This window comes from Desulfomonile tiedjei DSM 6799, assembly GCF_000266945.1.
GTDB classification, from domain to species: Bacteria; Desulfobacterota; Desulfomonilia; order Desulfomonilales; family Desulfomonilaceae; genus Desulfomonile; species Desulfomonile tiedjei.
Genome location: NC_018025.1, coordinates 1786019 through 1806377 on the forward strand (window position 1 = coordinate 1786019; position 20359 = coordinate 1806377).

General features: G+C 52.1%; 10 protein-coding genes. 5 read left to right on the plus strand and 5 right to left on the minus strand.

Annotated features, from left to right (window positions below; all coding sequences use genetic code 11):
- The first annotated feature begins 106 nt into the window (after positions 1-106).
- Positions 107-1168, plus strand: coding sequence for a glycosyltransferase family protein (locus DESTI_RS07530; RefSeq protein ID WP_014809366.1), 1062 nt, complete (start codon positions 107-109; stop codon positions 1166-1168).
- 134 nt (positions 1169-1302) lie between these two features.
- Positions 1303-2487, plus strand: coding sequence for a HEAT repeat domain-containing protein (locus tag DESTI_RS07535; RefSeq protein ID WP_014809367.1), 1185 nt, complete (start codon positions 1303-1305; stop codon positions 2485-2487).
- Between the two features lie 123 nt (positions 2488-2610).
- On the opposite strand, the gene DESTI_RS07540 is transcribed toward DESTI_RS07535, so the two are convergent.
- The 3 genes from DESTI_RS07540 to DESTI_RS28570 form a co-directional block, all read right to left on the minus strand.
- Positions 2611-3714, minus strand: coding sequence for a Fic family protein (locus DESTI_RS07540; RefSeq protein ID WP_041286886.1), 1104 nt, complete (start codon positions 3712-3714; stop codon positions 2611-2613).
- 650 nt (positions 3715-4364) lie between these two features.
- A complete protein-coding gene (locus DESTI_RS07545) occupies positions 4365-14939 on the minus strand; it encodes a type I polyketide synthase (RefSeq protein WP_014809370.1) in 10575 nt (3524 codons plus the stop codon).
- A complete protein-coding gene (locus DESTI_RS28570) occupies positions 14936-15889 on the minus strand; it encodes a TetR/AcrR family transcriptional regulator (RefSeq protein WP_014809371.1) in 954 nt (317 codons plus the stop codon). Before DESTI_RS28570 ends, DESTI_RS07545 begins: the two co-directional genes overlap by 4 nt.
- A 424-nt stretch (positions 15890-16313) precedes the next feature.
- Between DESTI_RS28570 and DESTI_RS07555 the strand changes: the two genes are divergently transcribed.
- The 3 genes from DESTI_RS07555 to DESTI_RS07565 all read left to right on the plus strand — a co-directional run bounded on the left by DESTI_RS07555 (position 16314) and on the right by DESTI_RS07565 (position 18171).
- Positions 16314-16649, plus strand: a complete 336-nt coding sequence (locus DESTI_RS07555; protein ID WP_211213752.1) for an ArsR/SmtB family transcription factor — start codon at positions 16314-16316, stop codon at positions 16647-16649.
- Positions 16650-16809: 160 nt separating this feature from the next.
- Positions 16810-17337: a DVU_1555 family C-GCAxxG-C-C protein gene (locus DESTI_RS07560; RefSeq protein ID WP_014809373.1), complete on the plus strand. Its 528-nt coding sequence runs from the start codon at positions 16810-16812 to the stop codon at positions 17335-17337.
- A 30-nt stretch (positions 17338-17367) separates the two neighbouring features.
- Positions 17368-18171, plus strand: coding sequence for an arsenite methyltransferase (locus DESTI_RS07565; protein ID WP_014809374.1), 804 nt, complete (start codon positions 17368-17370; stop codon positions 18169-18171).
- Between the two features lie 80 nt (positions 18172-18251).
- Here DESTI_RS07565 and DESTI_RS07570 read toward each other — a convergent pair whose 3' ends face one another.
- Entirely contained in the window at positions 18252-19475 is a 1224-nt protein-coding gene (locus DESTI_RS07570) for a glycosyltransferase (RefSeq protein WP_014809375.1), read from the minus strand.
- Positions 19476-19507: 32 nt separating this feature from the next.
- Positions 19508-20245 carry a tetratricopeptide repeat protein gene (locus DESTI_RS07575; RefSeq protein WP_014809376.1) on the minus strand — a complete coding sequence of 246 codons (738 nt, stop codon included), beginning with the start codon at positions 20243-20245 and terminating at the stop codon, positions 19508-19510.
- Positions 20246-20359: the final 114 nt, after the last annotated feature.

The following is a 20359-nucleotide window of genomic DNA, read 5'->3' on the forward strand; positions in this document are numbered from 1 at the left end:
ACATTTTCCTCCCTTTTGCCCCTCTTGTGAGTTCCCCATTTTCTTGATGACCGTCATGCGTTTCTGATACAGTCAATTCCCCAAATCATGAAAGGCTGTTCCCCGAATGGGTCGTATTTTGTATGGCGTCATGGGTGATGCTCAGGGACACGTGAGCCGGTCGCTTGCAGTCGCTCAGTCTCTGCCGGACCATGAATTCCTGTTTCTCGGAGGAGGATCGGTCCACACGGTGACAAAACTCGGGTATAGAGTGGAAGACGTGCCCATGGCCGGAACCTTGTACCGAGGCACTCAAGTCGACCTCGTAGGGACAGCCAAGAACGCGCTGCAAGTGTTTGCAAGAAGTTCCCCTGTCGTTCGGAGGGTTGCATCAATAATCCGCGAGCTTGACCCGGACCTCATTATCACGGATTACGAATACTTCACTCCGTTGGCAGCGAAAAATCTAGGACGCCGGTGTGTCAGCCTCGATCATCAGCACGTGCTGACCCATTGCAGCTATGAAGTTCCGAGAGAGCAGCTTCTGAACCGGTTTTTTACCTGTTCCGCGGTGCGTTACCTGTACAGCAATGCAACACGTTACTTCATTATCTCTTTCTTTATGCCGCCTCCGAAAAATCCGGACACTGTGGAGTTGTTCCCACCCATACTGAGAAAAGCCGTTTTCGAGCACAGTGCGACAGAAGGCGAGCATGTTGTGGTGTACGTGAGGAGCAACACCTTCAATAACCTCTTACCGCTCTTATCCGAAAAGAAAAGCATCTTCCACATCTACGGAATGGAGCCTCGTAATGCTGCAAAGAATATCGTGTTCAAGCCACATTCGGTGCACGGATTTCTGGAAGATATTGCATCGTGCCGCTACATCATTGCGACCGGAGGGCATGCGCTGATCAGTGAATCGCTCTATTTCGGCAAGCCGTTACTATGTATTCCGGTTGGGATGGCTTACGAACAATTCCTGAACGCTCATTTTGTCGAGAAAATGGGACTGGGCAGATGCTGGACCGGTAAGGAGCCCACGCATGCAGTACTCGATGATTTCGAATCACATTTTATTGAATATAGAGATGCTATTCGTCGGCACGCACGTTTCGACAATCGACCCTTGAACTCAAGATTGGAGCAGTTGATTAGCGAAGGATTCAGCAAGAAAAGCCAGTCATAGTAGTGATTCGCTAGCAGTAAGATTTGATAATGTTTTCAAGAAATTTGGATAACAAGTTGATATCTCAAATAGGTCTGCTCATCCTCTTACGCTGTCGCGAAATTGGAAGATATGAAAAGAAGGTATGGAATTAAATGAATAAACAATTCTATCATCTAAGGTCCCCGGGTCCGGATAAGCCCCATCAAATTTATGGGCGATCGGCATGGGAGAGAACCTTTGGCAGAGCAGAATGGCCCGCGATTGCAGCCGGATTCGCTACCGGTCGCATGTATTCGCCACATGGGTACCCGAAAAAAGATCTGGCCATTGTGCTTCCAACATCCAAGATAGGTGATTTCGTATGGACATGGTACAGCGAGTGCATTGTTCCGGATAAGACATTGGCGCTTTTCAAGGAAGCGAATTTTACGGGTTATGAAACTCGTCCGGTTATAATTGAAAAAGTCAAGGGTCTCAAGAAGAAGCATAGAGAAGAAGCGCCCATTCCCCAGCTATGGGAACTGTTGATCAGAGGCAAGGGAGGAGATGCCGCGCCTGAATCCGGGATAGCTCCTTATCAATATGAAGATAGTTCCGGTGTCGTGCACAGTGGCTACACCTCTTATCGCAATGGGATCATCGTTGACGAAACCAACTGGGACGGCTCAGATTTCTTCACAATCAATGGATATCCCAAATTCCTTTTGGTTACTGAGCGGGTCAAAGAGTTCATAATGGATCGGCAACTGACCAATTGCGCACTCGTACCATCCGACAAACTGAGATGGGGATCGGACGTAACGCCTGAAGAATCTTTGGCGCAGGACCGTGAGTTGGCCAGCCGTTCCTTTGAGGAACTCCTTGCGGAACTCGAAGACCCTGAATCGGCCAGGAGAGCCATGTACGGTCTGGGGTGCAAAGGCGATCCTCGGGCATTAGATTCTCTCATTGAGAGATTCGATCATCCGGACGTTTTGATCTGGCGTCCGGCGGCAAGTGCAGTGGCAGCTATTGCCAAGCACAAGTCATCATCCGAACAGACTCGAGAGGAGATCTTTTCAAGACTTTGTGCATTGCTCGATCACAAGGATCCGCGGATACGAAAGACTGCAGCCATGGCCTTGAGTTACATTGGGAGCGAGCAAGCGGCTCAGAAAGTCATGAGAGTGCTGAGTGATCCGGACGAATCGGTGCGAAGTACAGGCGTATTTGTAATGGGTTTCCTTCGGTACAGGCCTGCATTGGAGGCCGTAAGACCTCTGATTCGGGATCGGAGCAAAAACGTACGCGAACATGCTCGACGAGTAGTCGCAGAATTGGAATGCGAATTCCGCTGAAAAGTGTCGTCCGGATTCAGTATGCAGGATGCTGGTGAGCGAAGCGAACCGCATCTTTCGAGTTGGTCACCGCATCTACGCTGCCTAGATCGGCTTTTCCGGCGTGCCCCCCAACTTCTACATTCAGAGATCTACTAGCGAATAACTCGTGCTCCGGCCTCCACCGGTATCTTTTTGCAGAATGCCCAACTCAAGAAGCTCTGTGATGTCACGCAAAGCCGTATCCTGAGAACATTTCTCAATGTTGGCATATTTCGAGGTGTTCAGCTTGCCTTTGAAGCCTTCTAACAGGCGCATGAGAATATCTTTCTGCCGCTGATTGAACGTCACGTTAGAATGGCGCTCCCAGAAGCGCGCTTTTTTGAGGACGTCGGCCAGGATCTCCTCGGCTCTTTCGATAGCACGATCCAGACAGTCCAGATACCAGCGCAACCATTCCGTGATATTAAGATCTCCTTTCTGTACTGCTTCCAGTTCCTTATAATAGACGTTTCGTTCCTGCCGGATCTGCGCTGACATGCTATAGAAGCGCTGCGAACTCCCCTCGGATTGCGCCAAAACCATATCTGCAATGGCCCGCGCGATGCGGCCGTTCCCGTCGTCAAATGGGTGGATCGACACAAACCACAAATGCGCAATACCTGATTTCAGAACCGGATCGATCTTTTGCTCGGCGTTGAACCATGCAAGAAAGCGTTTCATTTCACGGTCGAGACGTCCAGCATCGGGAGCCTGATAGTGAACTTTTTCCCTGCCAATAGGACCGGTAACAACTTGCATAGGTCCGGCGCTGTCATCCCGCCATGCCCCGACTCGGATGCGCATCATGCCACTCCGCCCTGTTGGAAACAGCGAAGCATGCCAGCCGAACAGGCGTTCGTCGGTCAAAGGTTCATCGAATTTCTGAATCGCATCGAGCATCATCTCGACAACGCCCTCGATATCCCGATCCACCGGCACCAGACCGGCGGCATCCAAACCCAAACGCCGCGCAATTGAGGAACGCACCTGAACCGGATCGAGAATTTCACCTTCAATTTCGCTGGATGTGAGTACATCCCAGGTAAGGGTTTGAAGGATGGCTTCGTCCCGCAAAGAAAAGCCAAGGCTTTCCATTCGTCCGATTAGTCGCCCTTGCCGATGCCGGACAGCAGCCAATTGATCGGCTAACGCCTCTTTATTCCATTGAAATTTAGGCCACTCAGCCCGCTCGTGGATATATCTCATAATAATAGCCGCACCTCTTGCGGAGATTATAAGCACTATTCGTCGCAAAGTCCAGATCATTCTCCGCAAAATATGCAGAGAATATATGCTCTAATCACCGCAGAAGATGTACCGACCCGGAGGCCGACACCCGCCAATGTTCTTATAGTGTCTGCCAAAAGTTTTGTCCGATTCAAATCCCCCCAACCCCCCTTTACGAAAGGGGGGTAAAAGGCAACATCTTAACTCCCCCTTATTAAGGGGGGGCAAGAGGGATTTTTCGACTAACATCTGCACTGAGTTTCGGTCATCTCTTTTGGCAATGACTATAATAACCGATCGGACATTAATTGTGGCATTTGCCATACTTCGAGTCTGTAGGATGCAATGACCATCGGGACCGCATCGTTATACAGATTCGCTTTTCTTTTCATACGGGAGGCTGGAGTATCCTTCGCTCCGGACGACGCAAAGCCGTCTAATCACTCCGCTCAGAACACCCCAGCCTTCGCTATTTCATATGCATAATTGCGAAATAGTATTAGTGATCTTTCTTCAACCGATGCGATTCGCTGCGCTCATCACGTCCTTACTCAAGGACTTGATGTGGGGTTCGGGGAGCCCCGCGAGACACGAGTTTACAGGAATCTCCCCTGATTTTCTCAGCACCATCAACGAATCAGCACCCTAGCTACCACGAGATTTCCTTGCTCTTCCACTTTGGCGATGACTTCCCCCCCAAAACCGGTTTCAAAGCAGCTCAAAGCTTCGTTGCGGAATTCCAAAGTCGCTGACCCGTATTCGTCCATTCGAGTGACGGCTATATCGCGAAGGTCGAATCTGAGGCCTGTTCCCATAGCTTTCAGGGTAGCTTCTTTCAGCGACCACATTTTCGTCAGATCCAGCCAGCGAGAATCGGAGTTGCCTGCAGATCTGATTTCCTCTTCCGTGAAGTAATCCTCCACCCAGGAGTCGGTGCGTTCTTCTATTTTCTCGACATCTATTCCGATTCCTCCGAACACGTTCGGCAAAACCGCGGCAGCCATAGCGAGTCCATTGGAATGGGACAGCGACAGATCGCAAATCCTGTCATCGGGCATGGTGTCGATTTGAGCAAACGGTTTGCCCTGAGCATCCTGAGCAATTCGGATTTCTCGTTCGTCCGGAAAAGCCTGGGATGAGAGTCCTGCAATCTTCCGAACGACACGTTTCATGGCGATTCTTCCCGCCAGCCATTCTGCTGCCCGTTTCGGTGTTGCTTTCCGGCCCAATTCTTCAGCTTCTTCAGGCTGCAGGAATTTGTCGGCCAGAGAATCTGTATCGTCTACTTTTGCGGCGATTTCCTTCACAGACTCCATGCACTCGAACACGTGAGCGGGAAAACTTTCCCTGGCTTCCGCTTCCATCATCTGCACGCCGGTGAATTCAATCATGACCCTGCCTTCTGTGTCCCGAACGAACCCATTGAATGTGAAGACCGTTCGTCCTTCCGGTCCGTCCTGAGAAACTTTCACACAGTGAAGCTCTCCGTCTTTCGGCATGGCTCCGGCATGGAAGAAGGTTACTTCAGCTATTCCGATGGGGAGCGCCATTATTCCGCGAGTTTCCTGGCCGAATGCCGCACCGCCCTGAAACACGGCTTCCATCGCTGCAGGAACCCGGTCCGTGAACATGGAATCTACCTCGGGCGTGTCCCTGTACCGGAATCGTATTCCTCCACCCTGCGATTCGATCTGAACGTATTCAAGGAGCATAAACGCAGGCCCATGGAAAAAGGACTCATAAATGACCTCCCTCGGAACCCAAATGGACTCCGGCCAGAATTCCGACTTTACCGCGGACGGCTTTCGATCCGGTGCGAGGCGGATCGTACTTTCATGATGCAGTCTTTCTGCACCGATCTTTCTGCCTCGTGGATCTATGAACCACGAACTGATTCTGGTGTGGAAACTATTTGAACCCGTCTCGGAATCCTCAATCTTGCGTGCTTCCACTTCAGCTTCGAATGGGTCCTGTTTGAAAACCTTTATCGGACTGTGAAACTTTACGTTTTCCATGAGCACGGGGATGTCATTGCCAAGACCGGCTGCTGTCCGCATTATTTCCATGCCGCCGACCCCGGGCACAACTGCAGCCCTGTTGATCCTGTGGTGATCCAGGAGCGGATGTGCGGGGTGCAATTGGACCGTGGCCTTCAAGTATTCACCCGGTACGGAATGAACCACTGTGCCTTGTTGACCGGCAAAGGTCCGTTCTTCGAGTGAAGCCTCATCCTGCTGTCCGAATGCGTCAGGCGCAAACGGTCCGAATCTTCCTGCAGCAACCACCTCACAAGAGCCAGAGCTTCTGCCGAGTTCCTGAATGAGGAGTTCCACACCTCTCCGAGGAGGAATAAAATCGATTCCGGCAGCTTCCAGGGTTTTCTGGACGCTCCCTCTCGTCGCCATGCCGATTTCCGACCAGGGTGCCCAATCAATGATGGATACTTTTGCATCCAGATCCCGATCCGCTTTCCTGAGTAGATGCGCCAGTCCGTTATTTCCTGCTGAATAATCGAGCTGTGCGAGGTTTCCGAATCTTCCGGAAACACTGCCAAACCCCACGATTCGTCGGGGCGGCATTTCATGACGGTTCAACGATTCCAAAATATTCTTCATTCCCTGAATCTTGACCGCTACGACTGTCTCGATCTGCTCCAGAGTCTTGCTGCGGAGCGCCCGGCTATTGTCTATTCCCGCTGCATGGATCACGACGTCCACCCGACCGCAGGTGTCGGCAACATTCTGGATTGCCGCGTCAACAGCTTCGGCATCTCGGATATCCAGCGCGCGGTAGATCACTTCTGCGCCGGCTTTTTTCAGACTTGAGATCGTGCGGAATACCTCCGCCTCTCCCTGCAATCGAGACAGTTCGCGTTCCACCATGACCGGAGTTACCGCGGTCTGAGTGCGTTTCAGTCTCTCCACGATCTTGCTCTTCTCCTCCTGCCAACGATCCGGGCTGAATTCCGCCAGTTGGCCGCTTCTCCCGGAGAGTTCCGTGCGCCCGAGTATCACTACGGTAGATGCATTTCCCTCAGCCAAAACCCGGAGGCATTCAGCGGTTATCCCTTTTGCTCCGCCGCTTACCAGGATCACATCGCCCGATCTAATTCCGGAATCTCCAGACACTGCTTCGGCAGGGACACAGCGGATTGCATATACGCTTCCCTTATCGTCAATCCCGATTTCGACAGGGAAATCGTGCGTGATGCTGCGTACGACCTGCTCGGAGACCTTTTCTGGCGGGAGTTCCGGATGCACATCCAGAACTCTGACGAGAGAATCAGGGTACTCTTTGGCAAAAGACTTGGCCGCTCCAGCAACTGCTCCCGCGACATACCCCAGGTCGGAAGGCTGATTGAAGCCGTATGCTCCGTCCTCTGATACCACCGATATGAAAAATGCGGGGCCGTTTTCAAAAGCCGTAGCGCTTGCGAGAAATAAAGCGAAGCTATCTCTCATGGAAGCGTCATTCGGTCTCAGCGCTTGAAGATCGATAATTCCGATCTTCTTTCCCGAAAATTGCTCCAGGGAAGTCACATCGGTCCATCTGGTGATTGCGCCGTATCCCTGGGATTTCATAGCTTCAACGATTCTCGTCGAGAAATCTTCCGGTCCTCCGACAACGATCACTTCATCCGCCAGAGGAGCTGTTCTCGTCCGGACATTGCCCAGGGCAACAAGGCGGGTCTCGAACATATGGATTTCTCCCCCGGATGAAAGAACGTCTTCTGAGCTGTCATCCAAAGGCTTCGATAGCACCTGTGGGAGGGCGGACTGAGACTTCTCCGCTACAAATCCGATAATGTGATTTATTGTGGGAAAATCAGCTATCTTCAATCCTTCAATACGAGGAATATTGAATGCGTCCCGCACTTCGGAAATGAACTCCGCCTGCTTTACCGTATCGATCCCCAGATCGGCTTCCAAATCCAGCTCGGTATCCAACATGTCCGCGGGATAACCGGTCTTCGCGGAGAGCAACGACAATACTTTCTCTCGTATTGAGTTGGTATCTACAGATGTGGTCTCCTGAACCGGTTCTTCTCCGTCCTTCATCGTGTGCTCGTGCACAAAGTTGATGATATGCTCGATTGTCGGGAATTCCGCTATCTTGAGACCGTCAATTCGAGGGATATCAAATGCTTCTCTCACTTCAGAGATGAACTCCGCCTGCTTTACCGTATCGATCCCGAGATCCGCTTCAAGATCGAGAGCGGTATCGAGCATTTCCGCGGGATATCCTGTCTTTTCCGAAAGGAGTGAGAGAATACGGGAACGTATCGCTTCAGACGGCAGAGACGTTTCCGCAGGCTTTGAAGAGGGTTCCGATGCGGCAACAGCCCGTGCAGGTTCCACACTCGGAATAGCAGCTATTTTCTCAACCGATCGCTCCGTCACTTTGAGTGTTCTGCTTTCGACCGATATAACCGGGTCAGCGTATCCGGTCATCTCTTTCAACCAGTCTCGGTGTGAATTGAGGTCCGAAATGCGGTTCTCATCGCGACATAGAGATTTGTATAGCGCCATGACGATTTGCGAACCGAATCCGGCTGCCAGCCGCAAGGCGTACGTTGCATTACACGATCCGCCCCTGCTCAAGGTCATATCCGCAAAATCCGGGTCCGGATGTCTCAGATTGGGGATCGGTGGCAAAAGCCCTTTCTGAAGACATCTGAGCGCCACCACGTCTTCGACACCCACACCCATGGTATGTCCTGTGAATCCCTTTGTATTGGTTATTGGGATTTTCCTGGCCAGATCGCCGAAAGTATTCCTCAGAGCTTTGATTTCCGCTGCAGAACTGCCGCCTCGTTTGGGGGAATACGTTTCGTGAGACATGAAAAACATGTCGGACGCAAGGTTTTCTCGTGAAATCCCGGTTTGTTCCTCCCATTTGGCAATCATCTTTTCCATGACCGTGGAAATGTGCTCGACATCCAGGCGAGTACCGTGGAAACCACTGTTTGCCGTCACAGCAGCTTCGACGGAAGCTATTGGCTCCATGCCGCGTTTCTTGACCATGTCTCCATTTTCCAGCACGATTCCCACTGCAGCAGACCCGAGTATCAAACCGTTTCTGCGATCGTCAAAGGGCAGGGCGGCTTCACTTATGTTTCCATTGGTCGTTGCTGCTCCCATGGCGAGAAAACCGCTGCCGATCCACGGGAACAAGGATTTGCCCGCAACATCGTCTGCAGCAATGATGATGACCCGTTTTGCCTGACCGGTTCTGATCCAGTCCCTTGCAAGCACTACAGCCTGAGTAGTTCCTGCACACGCGGCATCCACGTGAGTATTCGGTCCCTGGGCTTTTATCAACTGAGCCAATTGGCCTTGAGCCATGCTCATGACACGGAGGAGGAAATCCCTGTTGAACGTGTACAGATGCTCCCGGGAATCGGCAGGACTCATCTGAGCGAACTCATCGGCAAACCAGCGGGTGATACGCTCGCGCTCGCTGTCGTCCGCAACACGCTGAATCAGGCCCGTATAGAAGTCAATAAGACGGTTCTTGGCTCCCGATCCGAATCTGGCAGCCGTTTCCCTGGTCACTTCATCCACAAGGGAGGCCATGCCCGGAAAGGCCGAAGCGAAGATGATTCCCGTTTCCGCACGCAAATCCGGCGGTAAAGCCCAGGAGTCCGGCAACTCCGCTCCGGTGCTTGTGATTCTCACCTGTCGCATGAGAGGAATGCCTGCATCCCTGAGCGCCTCTATCCCGGCTGCTACGGCAAGTCTGGTGGTCACGTCCATAGCTCTGACAAGACGTTCGTCCAAACCGTATTCGTCAATGGCATCATTTTCGCTGAAGAATCCCGCCAACTGAATCACGCCGGACAAATCGTCCACAACCTGCAGTTCCGCTTCTCCCAATGGGCCTTTAACAAGGCGTTCGACATTCTTCTCCAGCATGAGCCTACGATTGTGATCCGTTACTTTTTTAATGAAGTTTCTTCCCAGAATCAGATCGTCGAGGGTTTCTCTGTCGAAGGGGAATCGCACGTCACTCGGCAGACCCGCGGCTATTCCACTCACCACAGCAGGAGCGAAATTCATTCCTTCGGATTGGACGGTCTTGACTGTCCTCTCCATAGGGAGCACGTTTTCCACGAACGATTTGAAACCGGTTTTGATGAGAGCCCGAATAGGTTCGCCCTGAATTTCCAGGTACCTACGGAACTCCTTCTTCGTTGCGATTTCCCGGATTTCCGCGTCAAGGAGATCCGTCAGAAGCTCAGGAGCAGATTGTACAACCGGGGCTGGGCTTGGAGACACCTGGGGAGCATCGACCACTCTCAATTCGGCTTTAACCGGTCGAGCTGACTTTTGCTGTTTCGGTTTTTCGCCTGCATCGAAATCCACCGGAATGCCCTCTGCGGCCAATGCTGCAAGAGTTTCCATCAACTGACCGATCCCGCCCTTTTTGGGATGATTGGTGGGGAGAGCGAGGACGTCCGCGGATAAGGTATCCAGCGTCAGGTTGGTCATGACCCGTTTGGGTCCGCATTCAAGGAATATCCGGATTCCTTCGCTGTAGAGCTTTCGTAGCGATTTCACCCATTCGACCGGGGCTGCGAACTGTTTGCCAAGAAGATCCAAGATCTTTGTCGGCGCTGCGGGTCCTACGGGGTAATAGTCTCCGGTAACATTGGACAAAACGGGAATATTGGGCGGATTGACAGTTAATCGTTCCAGAGTTTTCATGAACGGCTCTCGTGCGGGAGCGACAACTCCGGAATGAAATGCCGCGGAAACCGGGACGAGGATTCCTTCCAGACCACGAGCTTTGAAAAGCTCTCCTGCTTTCTTGACAGCGGCCGTTTCGCCGGAAATCACTGTTTGCTTGGGCGAATTCTTGTTTGCAGCCACAACGTATCCGTCGACTTCGGCCAGCACTTCTTCCACCAATCTCGCGTCAGCGGGAATGCTCATCATGAGTCCCGGGTCTGCGATACTGACACGTGCCATTTCGCGACCTCTGACTGCAACCGCCTGCAACGCATCTTCAAACGAGAAAACACCGGCAGCAACACACGCGGCATACTCACCGAGAGAGTGTCCGGCAACGGCTGCAGGATGAATCCCCATTTCGCCGAGAAGCCGGAATATTGCCGTGTTCGCTGTCAAGATCATCGGCTGAAGGAGCTGAGTGTCCTTCATGGCATCCCCCAACTCCTGAGGCGATCCACTTTGGAGTGAGGGAAAAACGGTTTCCGTGACCCCCGGCAAACCGAAGGAAGTCAATATCCTGTCAGCTTCGCTGAATGTCGCCGCAACTATGGGAAAACGCTCGGCAAGATCGCGCATCATGTACGGATACTGCGACCCCTGGCCGGGGAAGATGAAAGCAATACCACTCTTCGATCTGGCATTTCCGGCTTCTGCATAGTGAATGCCTCGCGCCGGAAAGAACGATCTCTTGGCAGGGTCAGTTATTCCCTCTCTGATCAACTCCAATTTCTGGATTGCCGTATCGAAATTGTGAGCTGCGAATCCGCACCGAATTTTGTTTGCAGCAGCTTTCGCCCTGAGATTAGTGAGCACGTCAAGACTGTTTTCCCGGGTCAACTGTTTCAACAGAGCCGAGATCTCCTCCGTCATGTCGGCAGGATTGTCGCCACCAATCACCCATGCGTTCCCCTGTACTTCCATCTGAGGGGGCTTAGGCCAGTTCGGCAGTGGAGGAGTCACTGGTGCGGCGACCGACTTTCTTCCGGAAACAACCCGGAGTTCGGGGACATGTTCCTGCACGACCACATGAAAGTTTGTCCCCCCAAACCCGAAAGCACTGACTCCCGCCCGTCTCGGATATCCATTTTCCGGTTCCCACGGCTTCGGCTCGTTAACCAGGAACAGCGGTGAAGAATCCCAGTCTATGCACGGATTGGGATTTCGGACGTTGGCCGTTGGAGGAAGCGTTTTGTGATAAACGCTCAGGATTGCCTTGATTACACCGGCGGAACCTGCCGCGGCTTTCAGATGCCCGATCTGGGATTTTACCGAACCCACACCCAAGGAAGCCAGTGGCTGACCTGACGATCTGAAGAAAGCATCCAGAACCTTCAATTCCGTGGCGTCTCCCACCGGCGTTGAGGTTCCGTGTGCTTCGATAAGACTTATGCTCCGGGGATCGATTCCGCCCGATTCGAGGCATGCTTTAAGCGCACGCTCTTGTCCGGCTGCATTGGGTGCAGTAATTCCTTTGCCTCTGCCGTCGGATGATGACCCTACGGAAAGGATGACTCCGTAAATGCGATCCCTGTCTCGCACTGCGTCCGAGAGCCGTTTCAGGACCATGATCCCCGCGCCCTCGCCCATGACGAATCCGTTTGCCCCCACGTCGAAGGGCCTGCTGCCGTCCGGTGAAAGAGCGCCGACTTTGGAGAATTTCACGAAAGAAGACGGGTGCATGGCCGCATCCACTCCACCAGCTATTGCGAGATCCACAGATTCATCCCGTAAAGCTGAAACCGCGTTCATCATCGCTGCCATAGAAGACGCACACGCTGCGTCCACGGTGAAGTTGGGGCCTTCGAGATTAAAAACGTTTGCGACCCGCCCGGAAATAACGTTGGCAAGCTCACCGGGAAGCGAGTCTTCTGTAATGGGCGGAAGCGCGCCAAGGTACTTGGATTTGAAATCTTCCATCAATTGCTGCTTGGCATTGGGATCGAGGCCTAAGCGATCGAACGATTCTTCAAGGCATGCCAGTGCTCGCGGGAATGACACCCGTTCGGCATAAAGATCTGTTTTCTGGCCTCCCATGCTATTGCCAAGGACTATTCCCACGCGCCGACCTTTGAGCTGTTCGGGGGTCAGCCGTGCATCGGTAAGAGCATCTCCCGTGCAGGCAACGGCCAACTGCTGAGTCCGATCCATGAGAGCAGCCACTGCAGGAGGAATGCGGTACTTCAATGGATCGAATTGAAAATCCGTAACAAACCCGCCAATCCGGGAATAAGTCTTGTCCGGAGCTTTAGGGTCCGGATCGTAATAGAGATTCGGATCTCCCCACCGATCGCTCGGAACATCCACAATGCCGTTTCTCTTGGTTTTTATGTTTTCCCAGAAGGAGTCAGGGTTGGCTGCACCCGGGAATCTGAGACCGATGCCGACTACTGCAATGGGTTCTCGTTCTACCGTCACTTCAATATTCTGCACTAAGACCTCTTCTTCAGGCGCATCAAGCTGTTTTTTGGTTTGAGACGCTTTCTCGAAAATTCTGCGGCCGTTTTCGACGATTTCGGCATGAAATTCTGCGATGGTCTGTTTTTGATCGAGGACGGAAACGACTTGTCCCATGAGGTACAAACCGCGGTCAAGCTGCTCTTCCGGCGTCAAATCGCAGAAAACAGGACAATCCCAGGTAGCGGTTTCCGGGTCGATTGCGCAGCCTTTGGATGCAAGGCGAAGCGCTCCGAGATTATCCTTTTCGTATTGTTCCTTTCGTTCGGTCAGTCCCACACCATTCCTGATGCGTTCATGTTCCCGGAACAACATCTGTGCGGCCATGGGCGAGTTGGCTGCTCTTGCCCTGATGTTTACTGTGCGACCGACCACGGCGGTCTTCTGACTCTTGAAAATCAAATCCTGGTAAGTTTGTGTAATCGCGCATGTGGAGACGGCTTCTTTTGTCGTCAAATATGCGGTCCCCATCTGAAGCCCAACGTTGAGGCCCTTTTCCACGAGATCCGCGACCATTCCGGCGACAAAAGCCGAAGCCCTTCCCGAACCGATTCCCCCAGCCAGGAGAACAGTCACTTCGCTCAAGAGAATACCTGCTGTAGCTGCGGCTTCCAGCTCGTTTAGATTGGCGCTCCAGAGGCTCAGGCTGTCGAACGTTCCTATGTGGCCGCCAGATTCGCAGCCTTCAAACACGAAACGCCTCAATCCCGCTTTTAAGCCTTCCGACAGAATTGCAGGAGAGGGGCAATGCAGATAGCAGCGGGTTCCGATTGCTTCAATGCGCTTGGCAAGATCGACGCTCCCTGCAGCGAGGATTGCGTAGGGTGGAGGATTCTCGGCCATGATCTCCAGATGCGGTTCATAATTCCTTCGGTTTATCTCCAGACCGATCAAGCCTACGCCGAATTTGCCTTTGGTTTTTTCTCTCGCCAGAGAGATTCCTTCCCTCGCAATAGGTGGCGGCATATTTCCCATTGCCAGAAAAGGCAAGGCTCCCTGTTCGGCCACTGCAGCAAGGAAATCAGGATTGTCGCTCACGTGCGCCATGGGTCCCTGCACGAGGGGGAAACCGGTATCGTGATCCGTGCATACACGGGAATCCTTGGTGAAAGGCCATGACGATGCTGACAAGGTGCAACGGCGTCCGAATTCGGCGATGATGTCTCGAGTTTTTCCGAACTTCCTGGCAAGCCTTTTTGCGAAGACAATGTCGTCTGAAAGCGGAAACAGTACATCTCCCGTATCCAGAGACTTTATCGGCGCTCGCAATGCAGTGCGAAGCTTTTCACGATACGCATCGAAATCCTCGGGATGTAGTGTGTCCTCAAATTTCTTTAATTCTCGGGTGATCTTTGTCGCCACCCGTGAGTAGACTCTCAACGGTGTGCTTGTGCTTTCCGCGAGGAGTGTGGTGGCCGGCATATTCAAAGCGCTCAGGAGTTCTTTGATAGAGGTATCCAAACCGGATTCAGGCATGAGCGAGAGATGCACGTCCAGAACAATTCCCAATGCACCGGCCGCAATCGCGCCTGCTGCGGTTCTGAAATCGATTCCACCCTGCAGGAAAACCGGCAAAGCGCAATTTCCGAGGATCTCCTGCAAAAGTACAAATCCAGCGGTCTCACTCACCCAGCCGGAACCTTCGTGGCCTTTTGCAATAAGCGCAGTGGCGCCGGCTTTCTCAGCCGCTTTTGCCTGTGGAGCATCTGCAACTTCAGCCAGGACGGGAAAGGCAAACTGCGCAAAGAAATCAGGCGCAAGCTCAACCATGCGCTCTGCATCTTCAAGGCTGATTATTGCTGCAACAGGCTGCTGAACTGTCCCAAGATCGTCAAGACCGATCCTTACACCATACGGAACGCCAGGCGGCATGGCGGCAGCAACCGGACCGGCTGTTGCATAATCGAAAAATCCCAGCCCTCCTGCACGCGTCACTTCCTCGACCAGAGTAGAGGTGTTATTTGCCGGAGGATTGACGAACAGAACCGGTACCTTCAATGCAGAAAGCAATTTCATGAGACCACCTTCAATGAACTGATTTTTTCAGATTCTTTCTGAACCACGAATCCGTAAAAGAGCACTTCTTTAACGGTTTCTATTTCGTGGATCAGGGATCCCTCGGCACCTTCGTGCAGCCATTTTTGGATGACGCCGTTGAGGAATCCGATAATTCCGTAAAACACGGTGAAATAATTCATCTGTTTGAGTCGGCCCGAACGGGATGCCTTCCAGCAACGCCTCTTCAGGCCGGGTAACCCGAGAATCAGCTCGCTGATGAACTTCTCGGAAAATTCTCTGCCGAATTCTTTGTGTTCCTGAATGATGACCTTGAAGAAAGCGGAATTGCTCTCGAAAAAGCTGAGATACATTCTGATGACGCTTTCGATGATTTTCAGGATGTCTTCTTCTGTGCTCAGGTCTTTCCTGGCAAGCTCGACGAATTCGGAAATAGTCGATTCCTTGAGAGCATTGAAGAGTCCTTCTTTAGTGCTGAAATAACGGTACACCGTGCCTTTGGCTATTCCTGCACGTTCAGCAATGGAATCGATGGTTGTCGCGTGGAACCCCTTTTCGGAGAATTCTTCAAGAGCCGCATGGAAGATTCTCTGCCTGGCATCCTTCTGTTTTTTTCGTTTGGATTTGTCAGGATCGCTTGGTTTACGGAGTGTTTGGAAAAGCAAGTCTTCCAGGATCGCAGCTTTTTGAATTCCCGAGGAGACCGCAGTGTCCAGCACGCTCCGGTACAATTCCCGCACGAGCGCATCCGAGTAAATCGGCGAAGCTGCGAGTGCTTCCGTTGCTTTTTCCACGAACAGCAAGACCAGTTCTTCCCGAGTGGTGTCTTCGTCTGGATTTTTTTGGAGTTCCGAGTTGAGAATCTTGATGAGCGCAGGAATAGCGAAGGTGTCCTTGTGGACTTTGGTTTTGGCAATAACCGTATTGATACGCTTTTCGAGGTCTTCCATACATGTCTCCTGACGGGATGCGCTCCCAAAAAAACACAATGGTCAGTCAACGATTTTCGAGTGACTGACCGGCTAGTCATGAGTCTATTTTTAGTGAACTCGTGAGTACATTGTCAAGATGTTTGTCAACAAACCAACTCGACATTCAATAATGATGCGAATTTAGTGAATAATTTTTGAGGAATGCGGGATGTGAAAAACTGGTAGATGGCGGCGTAGACGTTCATATATCAAATGTGGTCCCCCTTTTTGTAAACGCATTGTGAATTACCGCAAAGTTAGCGCCGATGGAGGCGGGGGATTTTTCCACGAATAACTGATTGCATATTCTGTTATGGATTTTTTCTTGACACCCGAACACCAAGGTTTTATACTTCGAAATATGTCGAACAATAGAACCATAAATTTGGAGCGATTCGCCGACATGTTCAAGGCGCTGGGCAATTCTCATCGACTCGCCATTTTTCTCCGACTCATCTCCTGTTGTCCTCCGGGTACCAAGTGGGTGGCAGGGCCGGAATCACGACGTGTGGTAGGTCAACTGGGTGAAGACCTGGGCATTGCCCCGTCAACGCTTTCTCACCACATAAAGGAACTCCGTACAGCCGGACTCATCAGTGCAGAAAGGCGAGGCAAAAACATCGAATGCTGGATCGATGCAGAGGCGCTGAACACCTTGGTGGATTTATTGACAGCTCAAGAATCGAACGATTCGGCTGCAGGTCAGATCCGTTGCTGTGCGTGCGAAGAGTCTGACTGAAGCCTAAGCCGCCAGGTCGCTCGACTCCTGAAGAGTCATCAACATTGATGGAGCAGGTTCTGACTAGCCTGGTCTCGTGGACATCTTCGTCCCTCTGAACAGTCTGTCAGAGCGCGAGAGTGGTTTGTCCTTATCACATGAAAAAGGAGGATGATTCCCCATGCTTTCAACAAATGCAGTGTCAGAGGACTTTGGTCGTATGATGGAACTTGCCCGACAAGGATTCCATTGCAGCGACATACTTGTCTCCATGGGCCTGGAGGCTCAGGCAAAGGTCAATCCCGACGCCGTTCGACTTGCGTCTGCCCTCGCCGGTGGAATCGGTTCGTCCGGTGATATCTGTGGAGCATTCACGGGTGGCGCTTGTCTTCTCGGTCTCTACGCCGGTAGGGGTGCACTGGATGAAGAAGAGGACCCGAGACTGAGAGTGATGATCTCAGAGTTGATGGACTGGTTCTCGGCTGAGCAAGAAAAGAGATACGGCGGAATTCATTGCAGCGAAATCATCGGGGATGATCCGCAAAATATGCCCATGAGATGCCCTCAGATTGTCGCGGCTGTTTACCGCAGGGTAAGGACAATTCTTGACCAGCATGGCTTCGACTGGAAGGCTGGACCCAAGCCGGTGAGACCAAAGAAAACTACGCACTCTTGCGACGCAGCCTGCCCGGTTGCAGCGAGGTTGTGACCGAGATCGATCATTTGAAGGGGGCACCGAATGAAAGACAAAGAGCCGAGTGAAATCAGAGAAGCCGTGCGGAGAAGATACGGAGAAATAGCTAATCATAGGACATCATGCGGGTGCGGGCCGCCAAGCTGTTGTGGAGGCCCGGTAGCGGCGCCGGACGGTTTGTCAGCACTCCGAGTGGGATATTCGCTGCAGGATCTGGAAATTGCGCCAGAGGGGTCCGATTTGGGGCTTGGATGCGGCAATCCGCAAGCTATAGCCGCCTTGCGGCCAGGAGAGACAGTTTTGGATCTTGGTAGCGGCGCAGGATTTGATAGTTTCTTGGCAGCCAGACAGGTTGGGAAAACCGGACGCGTAATTGGGGTTGACATGACTCCGGAAATGCTTGCCAAAGCAAGAGAACTTGCGCGGGGAGCAGAGCACTCGAAGATCGAGTTCCGTCTCGGAGAAATCGAGAATCTACCTATTGCAGACTCAAGCGTGGATGTCATCATATCAAACTGCGTCATAAACCTCTCACCGGACAAACAAAGAGTGTTCCAAGAAGCCTTTCGAGTCCTGAAACCGGGAGGGCGATTGGCCATTTCGGACGTGATTGCTACTGCACCCTTGCCCGAAGCCGTCCGGAACGACTTGTCCCTGTACTCCAGTTGCATTGGCGGAGCCGTTTCTGCAGATGAACTTGAAACGATGCTCCGTGAATCCGGTTTTGAGAGTATAAGGATTCAACCCAAAGACGAGAATCGTGAACTCATACGTGACTGGGCTCCGGAGCGCAATGTAGAAGACTACATCGCTTCTGCCATCATTGAAGCTGTAAAACCAAATTCTTGAATTAGAGCCCAATTCGTGGATGCTTAGGACAGGAGACGAAATACGTTGGAGTATCTGTCACGTCGTTGCTCGGATAATACCTAGTCGGGAATGAGCCGCTGATACAGTTCAAGAACCTTCTTGTGGTTGATTTCGGGATTGAACTGCTCCAGAACTCGCGTTCGGCCCTGCTCGGCCATGCGGGTTGCTGCAGATCTGTCTTCGGTCATCCTGAGTACGGCATCTGCAATGGCTTGAGCATTCTTTTCAGGTATAAGCAAACCTGTGACGCGATCCTCCACCAGCTCGGCTATCCCTGAAACGTCGGTGGCAATCACGGGCACTCTGTGCATGAGCGATTCCATCAGCACGGTTGGGATTCCGTCGCGATCCCCGGATTTGTGGATCACGCTGGGCATGATGAAGATATCAGTGGAGTAAAAGAGATCGGAGACCTTGTCATAGGGCAGGAATCCGGGAAACGACACGCATCCGTCCAGGCCGAGCTTGTTGGAAAGCCGCTTGAGCTGCATTCCTCGAGGCCCTGCTCCAGCAAGTGTCAGATGAAAACGGATTCCTCCACCCTTCAGAATGCTGCAAGCCTGAAGCAGGAAATCATAGCCTTTTTTCCCCACGAATCTGCCAAGGGCTAGCAGTTGGTACGGCTGGTTCATTGTTACCGGGGCTTCGCGTTCGGACTTGAGTGGAACCCCGTTGTACGTGAGATACATTTTCTCAGAACCGGAGCCTGCAAACTCTGTCAGGTATTTGATATTTGCCCGGGTTTCGCTCCTGAGAAAAGTAGCGTCTCGGATCTTCTCTTTCAGCGCACCATCCGGCGGATAAATGTCCCAGGCTCGTGCCGTGAAACTGAAAGGAATGCCGGTGAGCCGCGATGAAATCCATGCCGCTGTGGCAGGACCGTTGGCCCAGGGTGCATGAATATGGCGGACTCCTTCTACTTCAAATTTGCGGGCCAGAGTGAATCCGCAGAGAAAAGACCAGAGATTCTCCCCACCTTTTTCGAACCCGTTCCATCTGCGAAACGGGACGGTTCGCAGAAGTTCCGCTGTAAGCCGGCGGTTTCGTCTCCACCAGTATGCGACGTCTTTGAATGCATACTTGAGGAACGGGATGCCCAGACGATCCATCTTGTGGCTGACAGACTGCATTTCCGCGGACAGGTTCTTCGTATGTTCGCCATAGAGCGTATAGACTTTGAGATCCAAACCCATATTCCACAAATTCATGACTTCCCGGAAAATGAAAGTTTCCGAGGCCAAGGGGAACCAGAGAAGAATATAAGCAGTTTTCGGGCCTATCATGGGATTGAGTGCTCCAAAACGGATTCAGGATATTACCATAGATTCTTCACAGGACCTGCAGGTCTGGTAGGCAGCCCGCGAACGGGTTTTTTCATTCCGTCAGCGCTCTTAAGCAGTTTTTCGGTGTATTCTTCGATACGCCTGCGCCATTCCAAATCGGTTTCATTCGCAAGGGCTCGCTCGAAATAATTCATGGCTTCAACCGGTCTTTCACCGAGCATACAGGCGATACCCAGATTGCCCAGAGCATCGGGATTGTTCGGATTCAGTCGCAGAACAGTCTGATAGTCCTTAATGGCTTCACTGTACCGTGTCAGTGCAGTAAAAGCGAGACCTCTGCCGAGAAAAGCTGATGAAGAAGACGGTGCGAGCTTAATGGCCGTATTGTAGTCGCTCAAAGCAGTTTCGTGATCGAGATTGAAATTGTGGGCATCGCCTCTTTCCACATACCCTGCAGCATCGGACGGTTTCAGCTCGATATACTGGTTGAAGTCCTTAATGGCAAGATGAGGCATTCCCATAGCGAGTCGAGTCTTTCCTCGATACAAATAAGCTTGGGAGTTGTGTGGATCTTTTCGTAATGCAAGAGAAAGAGATCGAAGTGCCGCTGCGTAGAGCTTATTGCCAAACTGCTCTTTTCCCTGTCTCACATGAACTGCTGCGGATTGCTTTGCGCCGGCAGCCGGAGCTTGTGCCAAAGCATGCGTGCCGAACAATACGATCAACAATGCGATGCACGAGCAGCGCGTGAGGAAAAGAGTCTTCATCATCGTCATCCATTCCAGCATTGGAAGGCAGATTGTACGAAGAGAACACGTTTGTCAACGGTTGTAGAATGTAAGCCCGTGAACCCAATGGGCTTTCTCTTCTCGGGCATTGTGTGC

Excerpts from the sequence above, each read along its gene's own strand:
- DESTI_RS07530 (WP_014809366.1), top strand. The coding sequence starts at position 107 with ATGGGTCGTATTTTGTATGGCGTCATGGGTGATGCTCAGGGACACGTG.
- DESTI_RS07535 (WP_014809367.1), top strand. The coding sequence starts at position 1,303 with ATGAATAAACAATTCTATCATCTAAGGTCCCCGGGTCCGGATAAGCCC.
- DESTI_RS07540 (WP_041286886.1), bottom strand. The coding sequence starts at position 3,714 with ATGAGATATATCCACGAGCGGGCTGAGTGGCCTAAATTTCAATGGAAT.
- DESTI_RS07545 (WP_014809370.1), bottom strand. The coding sequence starts at position 14,939 with ATGAAATTGCTTTCTGCATTGAAGGTACCGGTTCTGTTCGTCAATCCT.
- DESTI_RS28570 (WP_014809371.1), bottom strand. The coding sequence starts at position 15,889 with ATGGAAGACCTCGAAAAGCGTATCAATACGGTTATTGCCAAAACCAAA.
- DESTI_RS07555 (WP_211213752.1), top strand. The coding sequence starts at position 16,314 with ATGTTCAAGGCGCTGGGCAATTCTCATCGACTCGCCATTTTTCTCCGA.
- DESTI_RS07560 (WP_014809373.1), top strand. The coding sequence starts at position 16,810 with ATGCTTTCAACAAATGCAGTGTCAGAGGACTTTGGTCGTATGATGGAA.
- DESTI_RS07565 (WP_014809374.1), top strand. The coding sequence starts at position 17,368 with ATGAAAGACAAAGAGCCGAGTGAAATCAGAGAAGCCGTGCGGAGAAGA.
- DESTI_RS07570 (WP_014809375.1), bottom strand. The coding sequence starts at position 19,475 with ATGATAGGCCCGAAAACTGCTTATATTCTTCTCTGGTTCCCCTTGGCC.
- DESTI_RS07575 (WP_014809376.1), bottom strand. The coding sequence starts at position 20,245 with ATGATGAAGACTCTTTTCCTCACGCGCTGCTCGTGCATCGCATTGTTG.